This window comes from Actinomyces urogenitalis DSM 15434, from assembly GCF_000159035.1.
Taxonomy (GTDB): Bacteria; Actinomycetota; Actinomycetes; order Actinomycetales; family Actinomycetaceae; genus Actinomyces; species Actinomyces urogenitalis.
Map to the genome: position 1 here is coordinate 27,638 of NZ_DS999575.1, position 15,019 is coordinate 42,656.

Here is a 15,019-nt window from a genome sequence, read left to right on the forward strand (position 1 = left end):
AACCGGGGCCGGGCCTGTGCTCGGGGCCGAGGCTGGCCGACGGCTTGCGGAAGGTGTGTGGCCCGCGGTCCAGCAGGTGGCCGCGGCCGTGGCCACCACGCGCCTGCCGCTGCTGGCCACGCTCCGTACCTCCGCCGAGGGCGGCGGGGTCGAGATCGACGACGATGCCTACCGGGCGCTGCTGAGCGCAGTGCTCGCAGCCTGTAGCCAGGACGAGGCAGCCCGCCAGGTGGTCACGGCCCTGGACGTCGAGCTGGCGCGCGACTGCGTCAGTGAGCTGGCGGCGCTGGCCGGGCCGAGCGGGATCGATGTTCTTGCCTCGGCGCACTTCTTCTCCTCCGCCCCGGCCGAGGATGAGATCGTCAGTGTCCTGGAGAGGATGGAGACGCAGGGGGCCCAGGTTGCCAAGGTGGCGGTCATGCCCGCCAGCCAGGACGATGTCGCTCGTCTCCTGCGCGTTGCAGTGCGGGCGCGAGGCCGTCTCCAGGTTCCGGTGATCGCGATCGCGATGGGGGAGGACGGAGTCATCAGCCGGCTGGCGGGTGGGGTCTTCGGCTCTGCCCTCACCTTCGCCACCGCCGGCGCCACCGCGTCAGCGCCCGGCCAGCTCCCGGTGGCACAGGTGCGCAGCGCCATGGAGGAGCTGGAGGCCAGCGAGGAGCGGGCCTCGGCCTGGAGCGGCAGCGCGCTGGAGGGGCGGTGAGTCCGGTCTCACCGCGGCGGCGTCTGGCCCCGCCTGCGAGCGAGCAGGTAGTGTAGGCGACGTTGCCCCGGCGAGGGACACGTGCTGCGCACGTGCATCCGTGATCGACGTGGTGGTACCAGGAGGTACTGCGCGTCGCCGCGCCCTCCCGGACCACCAGACCTGCGGGGCCCGGCCCCGCCTTAAGAAGAGGAGAACCCTCATGGCGAACAAGGCCATCACCCTCAAGGGCACTGACCGCACCAACTTCGGCAAGGGCTCCGCCCGCCAGGCTCGTCGCAACGGCCAGGTCCCGGTCGTCGTCTACGGTCACGGCACCGAGCCGCGTCACTTCCTCCTGGAGGAGCACGCCACCCGCCTCGCCCTGCGCGGCAACGAGAACGCCCTGGTCGAGCTCGCCGTGGACGGCGAGACCATCCTGGTCCTGACCAAGGACGTCCAGCGTCACCCCATCCGCCCGGGCGTCCAGCACGTGGACTTCCAGCTGGTCAACCGCAACGAGCGCGTTGAGGTCGAGGTCCCCGTCACCGTCATCGGCGAGCCCGTGGCCTCCACCATCCACATGGTCGAGGCGGCTCACCTGCTCGTCTCCGCCCCGGTGATCTCCATCCCCGAGGCCATCGAGATCGACATCACCGGCGTCGAGGCCGGCACCACCATCCGCGTCTCTGACATCACCCTGCCCGAGGGCGTCGAGGCCGTCACCGACGCTGAGGAGGACGTGGTCAACGTTGTGGACGAGGCCTCCATCGCCGTCGATGTCCCGGAGCCCGAGGCTGGCGCTGAGGCGGCTGACGAGGCTGAGGCTCCTGCCGAGGCTGAGTGAGCCTGACCTGACGTGAGCGGCAGGCGGCTGCGCCGCTGACCGCATGACGACAGACAAAGGAGCTCCTATGAGCGACCCCTGGCTCATCATCGGGCTGGGGAACCCCGAGGCCCGGTACGCCCGCAACCGCCACAACGTCGGCCATATGGTGATCGACGTCCTGGCTGGGCGTGCCGGGTCTCGGCTCTCCAAGCACAAGGCTCGCGCGCAGGTGGCTGAGGTGCGGCTGGGCATGGCGCCCGGCGGCGCCCCAGGACCGCGTGTCATCCTGGCCGAGCCCGCCACCTTCATGAACCTGTCCGGAGGCCCGACGGCGGCGCTGGCGAAGTTCTACGGCATCGACCCGGCCACGAACCTGCTCGTCATCCACGACGAGCTCGACCTGCCGGCTCACACGCTGCGCCTCAAGCGCGGTGGCGGCGAGGGCGGGCACAACGGGCTGCGTTCCATCAGCCAGGCGGTGGGGAGCCGGAACTACGCACGCCTGCGTGTGGGGATCGGTCGGCCTCCAGGGCGTCAGGACCCGGCGGACTTCGTCCTGTCCGACTTCCCGGCCCGCGAGCGGGCAGAGCTGGACGTCACCCTGGAGCTGGCGGCAGACGCCGTCGAGGCAGTGGTGAGCGCGGGCTTCGAGGCGGCCCAGCAGCAGGTGAACTCGCGCTAGCGAGCAGCGGTGTGGTGGTCAGGCCATCAGGCCGGTCTCGTAGGCCACGACGACAGCCTGGACCCGGTCACGCACGTCCAGCTTGGCCAGCACGTTACCCACGTGGGTCTTGACCGTGGTGGCCGAGACGACGAGCTGGTCCGCGATCTCCGAGTTGGACATGCCCTGGGCGATGAGGACCAGGATCTCGCGCTCACGCGGGGTCAGCGAGGCGATCCGCGGGTCCTCGGCGGCGTCCTGCGCGCCGTCCTGCGGCAGGTGGGAGGCGAACATCTCCAGCATCCGGCGCGTCACGCGCGGGGAGACCACGGCCTCGCCGCTGGCCACGGTGCGGATCGCCTCGGCCAGCTCGGCGGGGCGGGTGTCCTTGAGCAGGAAGCCGGCGGCCCCGGCGCGCAGCCCGGCAAAGGCGTACTCGTCCAGGTCGAAGGTGGTCAGGATGAGGATCTTGGTGCCCGGGCACTGCTGAGTGATGGCCTCAGTAGCCTCGATCCCGTTCATCCCCGGCATACGCACGTCCATGAGGATGACGTCGGGGTGCAGGGCGCGCGCCTGGGCCAGGGCGGAGGCGCCGTCGGAGGCCTCACCGACCACCTCGATACCCTCCTCAGCGTCCAGCACCATACGAAAGCCCATGCGCATCAGCGCCTGGTCGTCAGCCAGCACCACGCTGACTGGACGTGAGGGGACAGCGCTATCGCCCTGCGCCTGCGTCTGCGCCTGGGCCGGCTCGTTCTCGTTCAGAGCGGCAGCTGCCAAGGTGAAGTCCCTTCGTCGTCCTCGTCCCAGCGCAGCACGGCACGAACCTGCCAGCCGGTGGGTGTTGGTCCAGCATCAACGGTCCCACCATAGACGGAGGCCCGCTCACGCATGCCGATCAGTCCCTTACCCGAGCCGTGCATCGGCGTGGCGCCTGGGGCGGCCTCGTTGGTGACGCTCAGGACCACCGTGCCCGTGTGGCGCTGCACGGTGACCTGGACGTCCTTGGTGGTGGGGGCGTAGCGCAGGATGTTCGTCATCGACTCCTGTGCGATACGGAAGAGCGTGAGCTGCAGGCCCTTGTCCTCAGGCAGGGCGGCGCCGGTCCACGTGTAGGACACCGGGACCCCGGCAGCCTGGAAGCGCTCGACCAGGGCCTCCAGGTCCGCGGTCTCGGGTGCCGGGGCCATCGGGATCTCACCGGTGGTGCAGTCCTGGGCGGCATCGGTGGCACGACGGCGAAGATCGGCGATCGGCTGGCTCGGCTCGCTGGGTGCCACGGTGCCGGGCGGGGCGAACTCGGGCACCGGGAGCTCTCGCACCACCGGCAGCGGGCCGGTCGACGGCGGAAGTGGGGGCAGGGGGCCCGTCGCCTCGCCTGCCGCCCGCGTGGGGCTGGCGTCGTGGGAGGCGAGGTCGCCGGCAGGATTCTCGGCGGCGGAGGACTGCGGGGCCGAGGAGGCGCCCGGGTCGTCACGCAGGACACCGACCAGCCGACGGGTGTCGGCCAGGGCCGATCGCCCGGTGTCACCCAGGACTGTCAGGGCCTGCTTGGCCATCTGCGGGTTGCGGTCCACCGCGGCGGCGGCGCCGTCGGCCATCGTGATCATGACGGCGAGGGAGTGGGCGACGATGTCGTGCATCTCGCGGGCGATGCGGCTGCGCTCGTTGGCTGCGGCCAGCATCATCGTCTGCTCACGAGCCAGGGACAGTCGCGCCGAGCGCTCGCGGACCTGGACGAGCTGGGCGTGCTGAATGCGCAGGATGATGCCCACCAGTGTCCCGATGACGTCAATGAGCGCCAGCGGCAGCAGGCTGGAGCTGACCGCGCCGCAGGCCAGGATCGACACGGCGCAGGCCGCCCAGGCCCAGCCCATGCGGTAGCGGGTGGCCAGGGTCGCCAGGCTCAGCGGTGTGCCAAGCACGATGACGGCGGTCAGGGCCTGGCTCGCCGCGGCGGCGTCAGCGCCCTGGAGGTCAAAGACTGTCAGGCTGGCGACCAGATGCGCAGGCGGCGTAAAGGTGACCACTGCCCAGGTCAGGATCGGTAGCCGACGCCGTAGTGCCAGTCCTAGGCTGCAGGCCGCCCAGATGGCGTAGGTCAGGGCGAGCCAGCCGCCCTGGGAGGCCGTCATCTCCCACTGGGCGGCGAGCAGGCCCATAGGCAGGCCCAGGACGAGGATGACCAGGGCGAGCAGCGCGTCTGCCAGCGCGGCGTGGCGCTCCTGCCAGCGCATGAGACGCGTGGCGGTGGGGGAGACGGTCGTCAGGTCGTCCTCGGTTGGTGGCATGGGGTCATTGTGGCCCGAACGGAGCATGACCGACGGGTGGTGCCTGGTGGCGCCACCCGTGGTGGTCAGGAGCTGATCGCGGCGGTGGGCAGTGCCTGCCAGGCTCAGGCGTCGCGCTTGGAGAAGGCCAGCCAACCGGCCAGCAGCGGGATGACGCACCAGGCTATGAAGACCAGGACTCCCTGGGTGTGGGTCAGGGAGAGGCTGGAGCCCTCAGTACCTGCCCAGGCGACCTGGGTGGAGTAGGGGTCGACGACTGCGGTGGAGACCTGGCTCAGGGTGTACTCCATGGCCTTTCGAGCCCAGCTCCAGACGCCTCCTGCGAGACTGAGCGGGATGTTGATGACGAACAGCAGGACCGTGACCACCGTGATCGCGCCGGCGGTGGAGCGCAGGAGGAAGCCCAGTCCCAGGGACATCAGCGCGATACCGGCGTAGGCCAGGCCGGATCCCCACACGTAGCCGAGGAACTCGGTGCGTCCCAGGGAGACAGGCTCGCCCTGCACCAGCGGCGCTGAGATGGCCCAGGCCGCCAGGATCGAGACGGCACCCAGCAGGAAGGACCACACGGCGATGGTGAGGGCCTTGGCCCAGAAGGAGCGCGAGCGGCGCGGGATCGCTGCGAGGGTGGAACGGATCTGGCCCGAGGAGTACTCGCCGGTGACGATGAGCGCTCCCATGACGGCCACGACGATCTGGCCGAAGGTCGTGCCCACCATCATGTACTGCCAGGACTGGTCCCCCATCTTCTCGGGGTCCGAGCCGATGATGACCATGGCAGCGCCGATGCCAGAGGTGATCAGGAGGGTGATGAGGCTGGAGATCCAGGTCGAGCGCAGGGTGGTGAGCTTGAGCCACTCGGCGCGCACGGCGCGCCAGAAGGTCTGGCGGCCGGCGATACGTAAAGAGCGGGAGGAGCGCGTGCCTCGGGCGGCAGGAGCAGCGGTGGTGGAGGTGGTCATGGTCGTGTCTTCTCCGAGATCAGTTCGTGGGCGGGATGAGGGGGCCTGTCTCAGGCGTGGGTGGCGGCCGGGGCCATCGCGGGAGCCTCGCCTGCCTGGCCGGTGGCGTACTCAACCTCACCGCCGGTCAGTTCCAGGTAGGCCTCCTCCAGCGAGGCGTGCTGGGTGTGCAGCTCGTGCAGGACGATGCCCTGGGCGGCCGCGATCTCACCGACGCGGGCGGCGGGCGCCGTCGTCATGAGGGAGTCTGCACCGGTGGACCGCACGTCCAGGCCGGCGCGGCTCATGGCCTCGGCCAGGGCCGGGGCGGAGGGGCTGACGATGCGGACCGTGTCCGAGGCCGCCGAGGCGATGACCTCCTGGACCGGGCCCTGGGTGAGGATCTTGCCGCGGCCGATGATGATGAGGTGGTCAGCGGTCAGGGCCATCTCGCTCATGAGGTGAGAGGAGATGAAGACCGTGCGGCCATCGGCGGCGAGGTTGCGGCAGGTCTCGCGCACCCACTTCACGCCCTCGGGGTCCAGGCCGTTGACGGGCTCATCGAAGATGAGCACCTGGGGGTCACCCAGAAGAGCGGCGGCGATGCCCAGGCGCTGGCCCATGCCGAGGCTGAAGCCCTTGACGCGCTTCTTGGCCACGGGGGTGAGCCCCGTCAGCTCCAGGACCTCGTCCACGCGGGTGGTGGGGATGCCGTTGGACACGGCCAGCTGGGTCAGGTGCGCGCGGGCCGAGCGCGAGCCGTGCAGACCCTTGGCGTCCAGCAGGGCGCCGACCTCGCACAGCGGCGCCGCCAGGTCCCGGTAGGCGCGGCCGTTGACCTTGACGGTGCCGGAGGTGGGCTTGTCCAGGCCCATGATCATGCGCATCGTGGTGGACTTGCCGGCACCGTTGGGGCCGAGGAAGCCTGTGACGGTGCCCGGCTGGACGGTGAAGGAGATGCTGTCGACTGCGGTCTTGTTCCCGTAACGCTTGGTCAGGCCGGTGGCTTCGATCATGATCGTCCGATCGTTCCTCGTGGGTGAGTAGGTAGGTGGGGAGGGCGGGCAGGCGGGCCGCTGTGGTGGCCGTCTGTCTCCCGGTGCCCTCGGTATGGCCTCAGCCTAGGAACGGGGCAAGTGGGAGCCATCGCCCCGGGTGACGAACCTGGAGGAGGGTGCTCCTCCTCGTCAGGTGGGGGAGGAGTCCTCCTGAAGGAGGAGTACGGGCAGCGGTTCAGGACGCTCCCAGGAATCTCCGGGATGATGGACGCGTTGACCAAGGCACGGCGGCACTGCTCGCCGCCTCGCGACGACGCCCGTCCCCAAGGAGAGAGGACACTGCCAGATGAGCAACCCCTACTTCGATCGCAGCCCTGCCTTTAAGGAGGGCGGCACCGCCGTCGTCGAGCGCACCCCGCACGGCTACCCGACGATGCCTGGGTACGAGCCAGGGCGCGTGGGCCAGACGGCCACCAGCGGCCAGCAGGCCGCCCGGTACGGGCAGGTGAGCCCGCAGCAGGTGGCTGGTCTGGAGCAGCAGTACGCGGCGCCGTCGGCCGTGAACGTGGACCGCGGCCGCATGACCTATGACGACGTCATCATGCGCACCGCCGCGATGTTCGGCGTCATCGTCGCGGTCGGCGCCCTGACCTGGAACCTGGCGACCAGCCCGGCGACCTCCGGGATCGGCATGATGGTCATGATGGCGGGCGCCATCGGTGCACTGGTGCTCGGCCTGGTCAACAGCTTCAAGCGTGAGCCCAGTCCCGTCCTCATCCTGGCCTACGCCGCCTGCGAGGGGGCGATGCTCGGTGCCTTCTCCGGTGTCATGGAGCTCGCCTACCCCGGCATCGTGCTGCAGGCGGTGCTCGGTACCCTCGCGGTCTTCGCCGTCATGCTGGCGGCCTACAAGGTGGCTGGTTTCCGCGTCAGCGGCAAGGCTGCCCGCATCCTCCTGCTCGCCATGGGCGGCTACCTCATCTTCAGCCTGGTCAACTTCCTCCTCATGGTCACTGGCGTGGTCTCCGACCCCTGGGGCCTGCGCGGAGTGACCGTGGCGGGTATCCCGCTGGGTCTGGTGATCGGCGCGCTCGCGGTGGTCATGGCCGCCTTCAGCCTGGCCATGGACTTTGAGTCCATTCAGCGTGGGGTTGAGCGGGGACTGCCCACCCGCTACGCCTGGGCGGGGGCCTTTGGCCTCACGGTCACGCTCGTGTGGCTGTACGTGGAGATTCTGCGGATCCTGGCGATCCTGCGCGGGGACGACTGACCGCGACCGCGGTCCCGTAGGCTGAGACCATGATCAACACGCACATGCCCGCCGTTGACGGCGCGAAGGGCACCAAGCCGGTTCTCACCTTCCCCTCCGATGAGGCTCCCGAGGGCCTGCAGATCCAGGTTCTCGACGCCGGTGACGGCCAGGTCGTCGAGGCCGGAGACCACATCGTCTGCCACTACCTGGGCCAGACCTGGAACGGCGACGTCTTTGACAACTCCTACGACCGTGGCGCCCCGCTGGACTTCCAGATCGGGGTCGGCATGGTCATCCGCGGCTGGGACGACGGCCTGGTCGGCCAGCGCGTGGGCTCACGCGTCCTGCTGTCGATTCCCTCCGAGCTGGGTTACGGCGAGCGCGGCGTGCCGCAGGCCGGAATCAAGGGTGGGGACACCCTCGTCTTCGTCACGGAGATCCTCGGCGTCATGTGAGCCCGTTGAGGGCAAACGACGTCCTGTGGGTGGGCTGACCATGCCAGTCATGGTCAGCCCACCCACATTCGTCCTGACGGTGTGATCGGCCCTTCGCGTGTATGTCCGGGGCGCACGCAAAGGATGAAGGAGAACGGGAGCTCCCGAAGGTCATGAGTGAGGTTCACCTTGGTCCGCGTGATGACCCTCGCGCGTCCCGACCGTTGGAATCGCACTACCCTGAGACCAGCTTTCAGCACACGTTGTCAGGAGCACTCATGCCTCGCTATCGCAGCGCCACTTCCACCTCCGGACGGAATATGGCTGGTGCCCGCGCCCTGTGGCGCGCCACCGGCGTCAAGGACGCCGACTTCGGCAAGCCGATTATCGCGATCGCCAACTCCTTCACCGAGTTCGTCCCCGGTCACGTGGGCCTGCGCGACGTCGGCAAGGTTGTGGCCGAGCAGATCGAGGCCAGCGGCGGTATCGCCAAGGAGTTCAACACCATCGCCGTGGATGACGGCATCGCCATGGGCCATGACGGCATGCTCTACTCCCTGCCCAGTCGTGACCTCATCGCTGACTCGGTGGAGTACATGGTCCAGGCCCACTGCGCCGACGCCCTGGTGTGCATCTCCAACTGCGACAAGATCACCCCCGGCATGCTCATGGCCTCCCTGCGCCTGAACATCCCGACGATCTTCGTCTCCGGTGGCCCGATGGAGTCGGGAAAGATGACAACCGCGGACGGGACGACCCGCAAGCTTGACCTCATCGACGCGATGATGGACTCCGCCGACCCCACGGTCTCCGACGCCGAGGTTGACGCCATCGAGCGCCTGGCTTGCCCCACCTGCGGTTCGTGCTCGGGTATGTTTACCGCCAACTCGATGAACTGCCTCACCGAGGCCCTGGGTATGGCCCTGCCGATGAACGGCTCCCTGCTGGCTACCCACTCCGACCGTGGTGAGCTCTTTGCCGAGGTGGGACGCCAGATCGTGGCCATCACCCGCGCCTACTACGAGGACGACGACGCCTCCGTCCTGCCGCGCTCGATCGCCACCAAGGCGGCCTTCGAGAACGCCATGAGCCTGGATATTGCCATGGGTGGTTCCACTAACACGGTGCTTCACCTGCTGGCTGCCGCCCAGGAGGCGGAGGTCGACTTCACCATGGCGGACATTGACCGCCTGTCGCGTCACGTCCCCCACCTGTGCAAGGTGGCTCCCTCGACCGCGCTCTACCACGTCGAGGACGTCCACCGTGCCGGCGGCATCATGGGCATCCTTGGCGAGCTCGACCGCGGTGGGCTGCTGGACACCTCCACCTCCAACGTGCTCGGTTCCACGCTCGCTGACGCCCTGGCCGCCTATGACATCGCCCGTCCGGGTGCCGACGGCGTGCCGGGCTCGGATGTGAGCCCCCAGATTCGTACCCGCTACCTCGCTGCCCCTGCTGGCGTGCGTACGACCCGGATGTTCTCACAGTCCTCGCGCTGGGAGTCGCTGGACACCGACCGCGAGAGCGGCTGCATCCGCGACATCGACCACGCCTACTCCGCCGACGGCGGGCTGGCCGTGCTGTTCGGCAACATCGCGGAGAAGGGCTGCATCGTCAAGACCGCTGGCGTGGACGCCTCGATCCTTACCTTCGCCGGACCGGCTGTGGTCTTTGAGTCCCAGGAGGACGCCGTCGAGGGGATCCTGGGTGGCAAGGTCAAGAGCGGGGACATCGTGGTCATCAACCACGAGGGTCCGCGTGGTGGCCCAGGGATGCAGGAGATGCTCTACCCGACCACCTACATCAAGTCGATGCACCTGGGTAAGGAGTGCGCGCTGCTGACCGACGGCCGTTTCTCTGGCGGCACCTCAGGCCTGTCCATCGGCCACGTCTCCCCGGAGGCTGCGGCTGGTGGCCTCATCGGTCTGGTCCACGACGGCGACCGCATCGAGATCGACATCCCCGCGCGCCGCATCGAGCTCATGGTGGACGAGGCGGAGATCGCTCGCCGTCGCCAGGCTGAGGAGGAGCGAGGAGACGCCGCCTGGTCCCCGCACGTGGAGCGGCCCCGTCAGGTCTCCACGGCCCTGCGTGCCTACGCCATGCTCGCCACCAGCGCGGACCTTGGTGCGGTGCGGGACAAGTCCAAGCTGCCGCGCTACTGAGCCTCAGGCTCGCAGCCCCAGTCGCGCGCGAGGATGGGGTCTCCGCTTATATTGATAATGAGTATCATATAGATATAGTCTCCCTGTGAGACAATCATTCTCAACAACTTGCGGGTGATGACGCAGGCATCTCGCCGCAGTCGACCTCAGCTCCTGCTGGCCGGGGTGGGGTGCTGCGTGCCGCAGGGTGGATCTCTGGCCATCCTGGGAGCATCGGGCGCCGGGAAGTCCCTCACCGGTGCGGCGATCGCGGGCACGCTGCCGGCAGGCCTGGCTGCAACAGGGTCGCTGACCATCAACGGGCACGAGGTGCTGGACCAGCCCGCCTCCAGGAGACAGGCCTCGGCCCGGGTCTGCCTCATGCGCCAGGACCCGGCGACGGCCCTCCACCCTCTGCTCCCGATCGCGGCCCAGGTGACTGGGGCGGCCCGGGCGGCAGGGGCGGACCGTCGTCGTGCACGTGAGCGTGGCGAGCAGGTGATGGGCGAGGCAGGTCTTGACCGGCTGCTGTGGCCGCGCCTTCCGGGGCAGATGTCCGGTGGTTAGCGCCAGCGCGCGGCCCTGGCCCTGGCCCTGGCGGCCAGCCCGATCGCGCTGGTGGCCGACGAGCCAACCAGCTCCCTCGACTCCGTCGCCCGGGCGAGGTTCGTGCGCCTCTTGCACCATCTGCGTGCTCAGATGCGCGGCCTGGTCCCGGCGCTCATCCTCATCACGCACGACTGCACCGTTGCCGAGGCCTGCGACCAGGTCCTCGTGCTTGACGGCGGCAGGGTCGTGGAGACCGGCGCGGCCTCGACGCTCCTGACCGCTCCGCGCCACCGCGTGACTCGTGGGCTCGTGGACGCCTGGCGCCAGGAGCGCGACGCCGTGCTCGGGGCACGGCCGCGAGCGCGTCAGCCTCAGGGATCCCGGCGCCGGGCGGTGGGAAGGTGACGGCCTCTGCCCTCGCTGCGCAGGGGCTCGTGCGCTCCTACGCCGGCCCTGGCGGCCGGGTGCGCACGGTGGTGCAGGACGTGGACCTGTCCGTCTCGCAGGGCGAGCGAGTGGCCCTCGTGGGTGAGTCAGGATGCAGCAAGACCACCGTGCTGCGGGCTCTGGCTCTCCTGGATCGCCCCGGTCGCCATGACGGCGGACGAATCCTGCTCGACGGCGTGCCGCTGACTCGCGCCCGGCTTGCGGGCACTGGCCGACGTGCCTACCGCAAGGCGGTGCAGTACGTCATCCAGGACCCGGCCGCCAGTCTTGACCCGCGGCGCGACCTCCTCTCTCAGGTCCTCCTGCCGCTGCGCTACCTCGGCCTCGGCGACGGGCGCCAGGAGCGTGAGGCGATGGCGGCGCACCAGCTCATGTCCGTCAACCTTCCGGACCGCCTGTGGAGGCGCTATCCCCACCAGGTCTCGGGAGGCCAGGCCCAGCGCGTGGCGATCGCGCGGGCCCTGGTTGTCAGCCCGCGCTTCCTGCTCATGGATGAACCGCTCTCCGGGCTGGACCCAGCGACCAGGCGCATGGTGACCGACCTCCTGGCCCACCTAGCCCGGCCGGGCAGCCCTGGCAAGGCCGGCGGCGCCGCCTGAGCAAGGGCCTGCCCTGCTCATGGTCTGCCACGACCTGGGTGCGGCCTGCCGGCTGTGCGAACGCACCCTCGTCATGGAGGCGGGGCGCGTGGTCGAGGACGTTGCCACCTCCCAGCTGCTCAACGCCCCAGGCCACCGAGCCTCCCGGGCGCTGCTGGACGCGCTCGCGCCCGCCACCGATGTGATCACTCCCGCCAACCCTGACCGACAAGGAGAACGATGACTGTCTTGACCACATGCCCTCCCGTGTGCTCGCGCCGCCGGCTTCTCGCGCTCGCCGGCGTCGTGGCACTGGCGGGCGGCGGCGCTGCCTGCACCGCTTCCCCTGCCTCCGCTCCCAACGGACGCCTCCGCCTGGCGATGCTCCAGCCACCGCGCTCGGGCCTGAGCCCCTTGAGCGACGACGCCTTCAAGCTCTCGCGCTGGGCGACGGCGCAAACCCTGCTCTACCTCGACTCAGACGGCGGGATCCTGGCCGGTCTGGCCACCGCTTGGAGCCGCGAGGACGAGTTGACCTGGCGACTGTCACTGCGTCAGGGCGTGACCTTCCATGACGGCACGGAGATGACCAGCGACCATGCCGCAGCCAGTCTGGCCTACGCGGCGGGCTACAGCGTCCCGCCACGGATCCTCGACGGTGTGCGCATGAGCGTGCGGGCGGACGGGACGGACCTGGTGGTCTCGACGGCGGAGCCGGACGCCCTCCTGCCTCAGCGCCTGACCAGCCCCCAGCTGGCGATCCTCTCCCCGGCTGCCTATCCCCCCGACGGCAGGGCGGATGGTCCGGTGGATCCCGTGGGGCACGGCACCGGCCCCTTCGTGCTGACGGCGGTGGACGGCACCGCCGGAGCCACCCTCGACCGTTTTCCTGGCTACTGGGGGAGTGCGGCCACGCTGGAGGGGATTGACCTCACCTTCGTGCCGGACGGCACGGCCCGGGCTGCCGCCCTGCGCTCAGGCGAGGCGGACCTGGTCGAGGCGGTCCCGGTCTCCCAGGCGGCGACCATCGATCCCTCCCTGGTCCACGAGGTTCCCATGCCTCGCACGGCCACGCTCTACCTCAACACCGCCCGCGGGCCCATGAGCGATCCTGCCGTCCGCGCCGCGGTGCGCGACGCCGTCGATCCGGGGACGCTGGTGGACACGATGTACGAGGGCCACGCCGACGTGGCAGCGGGCCTGCTCGGCCCGGCGCTCAGCTGGGCGGCACCTCGACGCGGCTGGGGCTCTCAGCCCTACGCCGGGGCGCAGGGAGCCGCAGCGCGTGGCCTGGTGCCGGGAGCGCAGCAGGCCGGGACGGTCGCCCCGGGAACGGCGATCACGATCGGCAGCTACTCCGACCGTCCCGAGCTGGCCGAGGCCGTGGTCGTGATCGCCCAGCAGCTGGAGGCAGCCGGCTTCACCGTGGCCACCGACGTACGGGAGTACGCACAGATCGAGGCCGACGCGCTGGCCGGACGCTTCGACGTCTTCCTGCTGTCACGGGCCACCGTCCTCGACTCAGGCGACCCCGTGGCCTACATGGTCTCTGACTTCGCCAGCACGGGGTCCTTCTCACTGTCCTTCCTGTCCGACGACGAGGTGGACCGGGCGGGGGACCTGCCGGTGGGGCAGGAGCGTCAGGATCTCATCATGCGGGCGGAGGAGAAGATCCTTGCCTGTGGGGCGGCCGTGCCGCTGCTGCACGAGCGGGTCCTGCACGGCGAGGCCGCCACCGTCAAGCAGGCCCAGCGCGATCCGCGGGAGCGGGAGCTCGTGACGACGAGCACGCGTCTGGCATGACGGCGCCCGCTCTTCCGTCTCTGACGCGGCTGGCACGCGGCGCGGACGGGGTGGTCCTGCTCTCGCGTGTGGCGGCGGTAGCCGGGGTGCTCCTGGGGATCGGTCTCATGCCCTGGTGGTCGAGCCACGACCCGGCGCTCACGGTCCTGCGGGCCTCCAGCACGGAGAGGGAGGCGACTGAGGAGGTCGTGGCCTCCCTACGCCGTCGCCTCGGGATCCAGGACGGGCCGTGGGCGACGATCGGTCACTGGCTGGCCAGGCTGGCCCACGGGGACCTCGGCACCTCCTGGGTCTCCGGGCAGCCGGTGGCCCATGGGACGGGTCAGGCGCTGGCGGTCTCCCTCACGCTCATGGCGGCCGCGATGGCGCTGGCGCTTCTCATCGCCGTCGGCCTCATGGTCCCGGCCCTGCGTGACGGGCTGGCTGGTCGGCAGCGACGACGTTCGGGTGCGCTCGGCGCTGCCCTGACCGCCCTGCCGGAGTACCTTCTCGCGCCCGTGCTCGTGCTGAGCGTGTGCGTCGGTCTGGGCTGGCTGCCGCCCTACGGCTGGGGGCGGGCCGAGCAGGTCATCCTGCCGGCCGTGAGTCTGGGCGTGCCGGCGGGCGGGCTGCTGGGCGCGCTCGCGGTCGACGCCGTCACGGAGGTCTTTCGCCAGCACTGGGTGACGACGTGGGTCACGGCAGGTATCCGTGGACGCCGGCTCGTCCTGGCAGTCCTTCACCAGGCCCTCGTCCCCCTGCTCGGGCAGGTGGCGCTGGTCGTCGTCGGGCTGACCGGGGCCGGCGTGGCGGTGGAGAAGGTCTTCGCGGTCCCCGGCCTGGGGCGGGCGCTTCTTGGCGCGGCCAGCGCCCAGGACGTCCCGGCGCTCCAGGCCGGGATGCTCCTGCTCCTCCTGGTCGCCCTCGTCGCAGGAGCGCGGCCAGCGCCCCTGCGACGAGGGCTGGCTGGGGGTGCCGACGGCACAGGGTCCCTGGCTGCCGCACCACCGGCGCAGCCGAGTGGCCGAACGTCCCTGGTCCTGGCGTTGGCCGGTAGCGGTGGCCTGGCGGTCCTCATGCTCCTGGGAGCCGGCCGTGACCCCTACGCCGTCGTCGCCTCCCGCCTGGCCGGGCCGACGGCGTCGCTACCGCTGGGGGCGGATGCGCTCGGCCGCGACCTCCTGGCCCGGGTGGCGCACGGCGCCGTCGCCACACTGAGCAGCGCGGTGGTAGTCACCGGCGCCTGCCTGGTCATCGGGATCCTGGCGGGTCTGCTCCCGCGGGCGAGCACAGGGCTGGTCGAGGTCGGCAACGCGGTCCCCGCGGTGCTAGCGGGGCTCGTCGTCGCCGCCGTGGCCGGTCCCAGCCGGCACGGTGCGGCGATGGCCGTGGCCTGCGTGTCCTGGGCGCCGCTGGGTGCCCACGCCGCTG

16 protein-coding genes are annotated in these 15,019 nt (G+C 70.3%); 12 read left to right on the forward strand and 4 right to left on the reverse strand.

Features of this window, described 5'->3' with window-relative positions; translation table 11 throughout:
- The 3 genes from HMPREF0058_RS06110 to pth form a co-directional block, all read left to right on the forward strand.
- Positions 1 to 703 (forward strand): type I 3-dehydroquinate dehydratase (locus tag HMPREF0058_RS06110; RefSeq protein WP_211205889.1); only part of this gene is annotated, 703 nt, incomplete at its 5' end.
- Positions 704 to 905: 202 nt separating this feature from the next.
- Positions 906 to 1,529, forward strand: coding sequence for a 50S ribosomal protein L25/general stress protein Ctc (locus tag HMPREF0058_RS06115; RefSeq protein WP_006548858.1), 624 nt, complete (start codon positions 906 to 908; stop codon positions 1,527 to 1,529).
- Between the two features lie 67 nt (positions 1,530 to 1,596).
- On the forward strand, positions 1,597 to 2,193 hold the full coding sequence (gene pth, locus HMPREF0058_RS06120) for an aminoacyl-tRNA hydrolase (RefSeq protein WP_006548860.1): 597 nt from the start codon (positions 1,597 to 1,599) through the stop codon (positions 2,191 to 2,193).
- A gap of 18 nt (positions 2,194 to 2,211) precedes the next feature.
- Here pth and HMPREF0058_RS06125 read toward each other — a convergent pair whose 3' ends face one another.
- From HMPREF0058_RS06125 to HMPREF0058_RS06140, 4 genes are all read right to left on the reverse strand, one after another.
- Positions 2,212 to 2,862 carry a response regulator gene (locus tag HMPREF0058_RS06125; RefSeq protein ID WP_048679347.1) on the reverse strand — a complete coding sequence of 217 codons (651 nt, stop codon included), beginning with the start codon at positions 2,860 to 2,862 and terminating at the stop codon, positions 2,212 to 2,214.
- A 71-nt stretch (positions 2,863 to 2,933) separates the two neighbouring features.
- Positions 2,934 to 4,463: a sensor histidine kinase gene (locus HMPREF0058_RS06130; protein ID WP_040319772.1), complete on the reverse strand. Its 1,530-nt coding sequence runs from the start codon at positions 4,461 to 4,463 to the stop codon at positions 2,934 to 2,936.
- 104 nt (positions 4,464 to 4,567) lie between these two features.
- Positions 4,568 to 5,425, reverse strand: coding sequence for an ABC transporter permease (locus tag HMPREF0058_RS06135; RefSeq protein ID WP_006548864.1), 858 nt, complete (start codon positions 5,423 to 5,425; stop codon positions 4,568 to 4,570).
- A gap of 50 nt (positions 5,426 to 5,475) precedes the next feature.
- On the reverse strand, positions 5,476 to 6,420 hold the full coding sequence (locus tag HMPREF0058_RS06140; protein WP_006548866.1) for an ABC transporter ATP-binding protein: 945 nt from the start codon (positions 6,418 to 6,420) through the stop codon (positions 5,476 to 5,478).
- 328 nt (positions 6,421 to 6,748) lie between these two features.
- Between HMPREF0058_RS06140 and HMPREF0058_RS06145 the strand changes: the two genes are divergently transcribed.
- From HMPREF0058_RS06145 to HMPREF0058_RS06175, 9 genes are all read left to right on the forward strand, one after another.
- Entirely contained in the window at positions 6,749 to 7,672 is a 924-nt protein-coding gene (locus HMPREF0058_RS06145; RefSeq protein WP_006548867.1) for a Bax inhibitor-1/YccA family protein, read from the forward strand.
- 29 nt (positions 7,673 to 7,701) lie between these two features.
- Positions 7,702 to 8,109 (forward strand): FKBP-type peptidyl-prolyl cis-trans isomerase, encoded by a 408-nt coding sequence (locus tag HMPREF0058_RS06150; RefSeq protein WP_006548869.1) that lies wholly within the window; start codon positions 7,702 to 7,704, stop codon positions 8,107 to 8,109.
- Between the two features lie 257 nt (positions 8,110 to 8,366).
- Entirely contained in the window at positions 8,367 to 10,253 is a 1,887-nt protein-coding gene (ilvD, locus tag HMPREF0058_RS06155; RefSeq protein WP_040319737.1) for a dihydroxy-acid dehydratase, read from the forward strand.
- Positions 10,254 to 10,370: 117 nt separating this feature from the next.
- Complete coding sequence (locus HMPREF0058_RS11790; protein WP_006548871.1) at positions 10,371 to 10,799, forward strand: ATP-binding cassette domain-containing protein; 429 nt, start codon at positions 10,371 to 10,373, stop codon at positions 10,797 to 10,799.
- A 102-nt stretch (positions 10,800 to 10,901) separates the two neighbouring features.
- Positions 10,902 to 11,186: a hypothetical protein gene (locus HMPREF0058_RS11795; protein ID WP_141560497.1), complete on the forward strand. Its 285-nt coding sequence runs from the start codon at positions 10,902 to 10,904 to the stop codon at positions 11,184 to 11,186.
- Positions 11,183 to 11,827: an ABC transporter ATP-binding protein gene (locus HMPREF0058_RS06165; protein ID WP_006548873.1), complete on the forward strand. Its 645-nt coding sequence runs from the start codon at positions 11,183 to 11,185 to the stop codon at positions 11,825 to 11,827. Before HMPREF0058_RS11795 ends, HMPREF0058_RS06165 begins: the two co-directional genes overlap by 4 nt.
- 19 nt (positions 11,828 to 11,846) lie before the next feature.
- A complete protein-coding gene (locus tag HMPREF0058_RS13010; RefSeq protein ID WP_006548874.1) occupies positions 11,847 to 12,050 on the forward strand; it encodes a hypothetical protein in 204 nt (67 codons plus the stop codon).
- Positions 12,047 to 13,609: an ABC transporter substrate-binding protein gene (locus tag HMPREF0058_RS06170; RefSeq protein ID WP_040319738.1), complete on the forward strand. Its 1,563-nt coding sequence runs from the start codon at positions 12,047 to 12,049 to the stop codon at positions 13,607 to 13,609. Before HMPREF0058_RS13010 ends, HMPREF0058_RS06170 begins: the two co-directional genes overlap by 4 nt.
- Positions 13,606 to 15,019, forward strand: a 1,414-nt coding sequence (locus HMPREF0058_RS06175) for an ABC transporter permease subunit (protein ID WP_006548878.1), incomplete at its 3' end; no start/stop codon positions are given. The genes HMPREF0058_RS06170 and HMPREF0058_RS06175, both read left to right, overlap by 4 nt.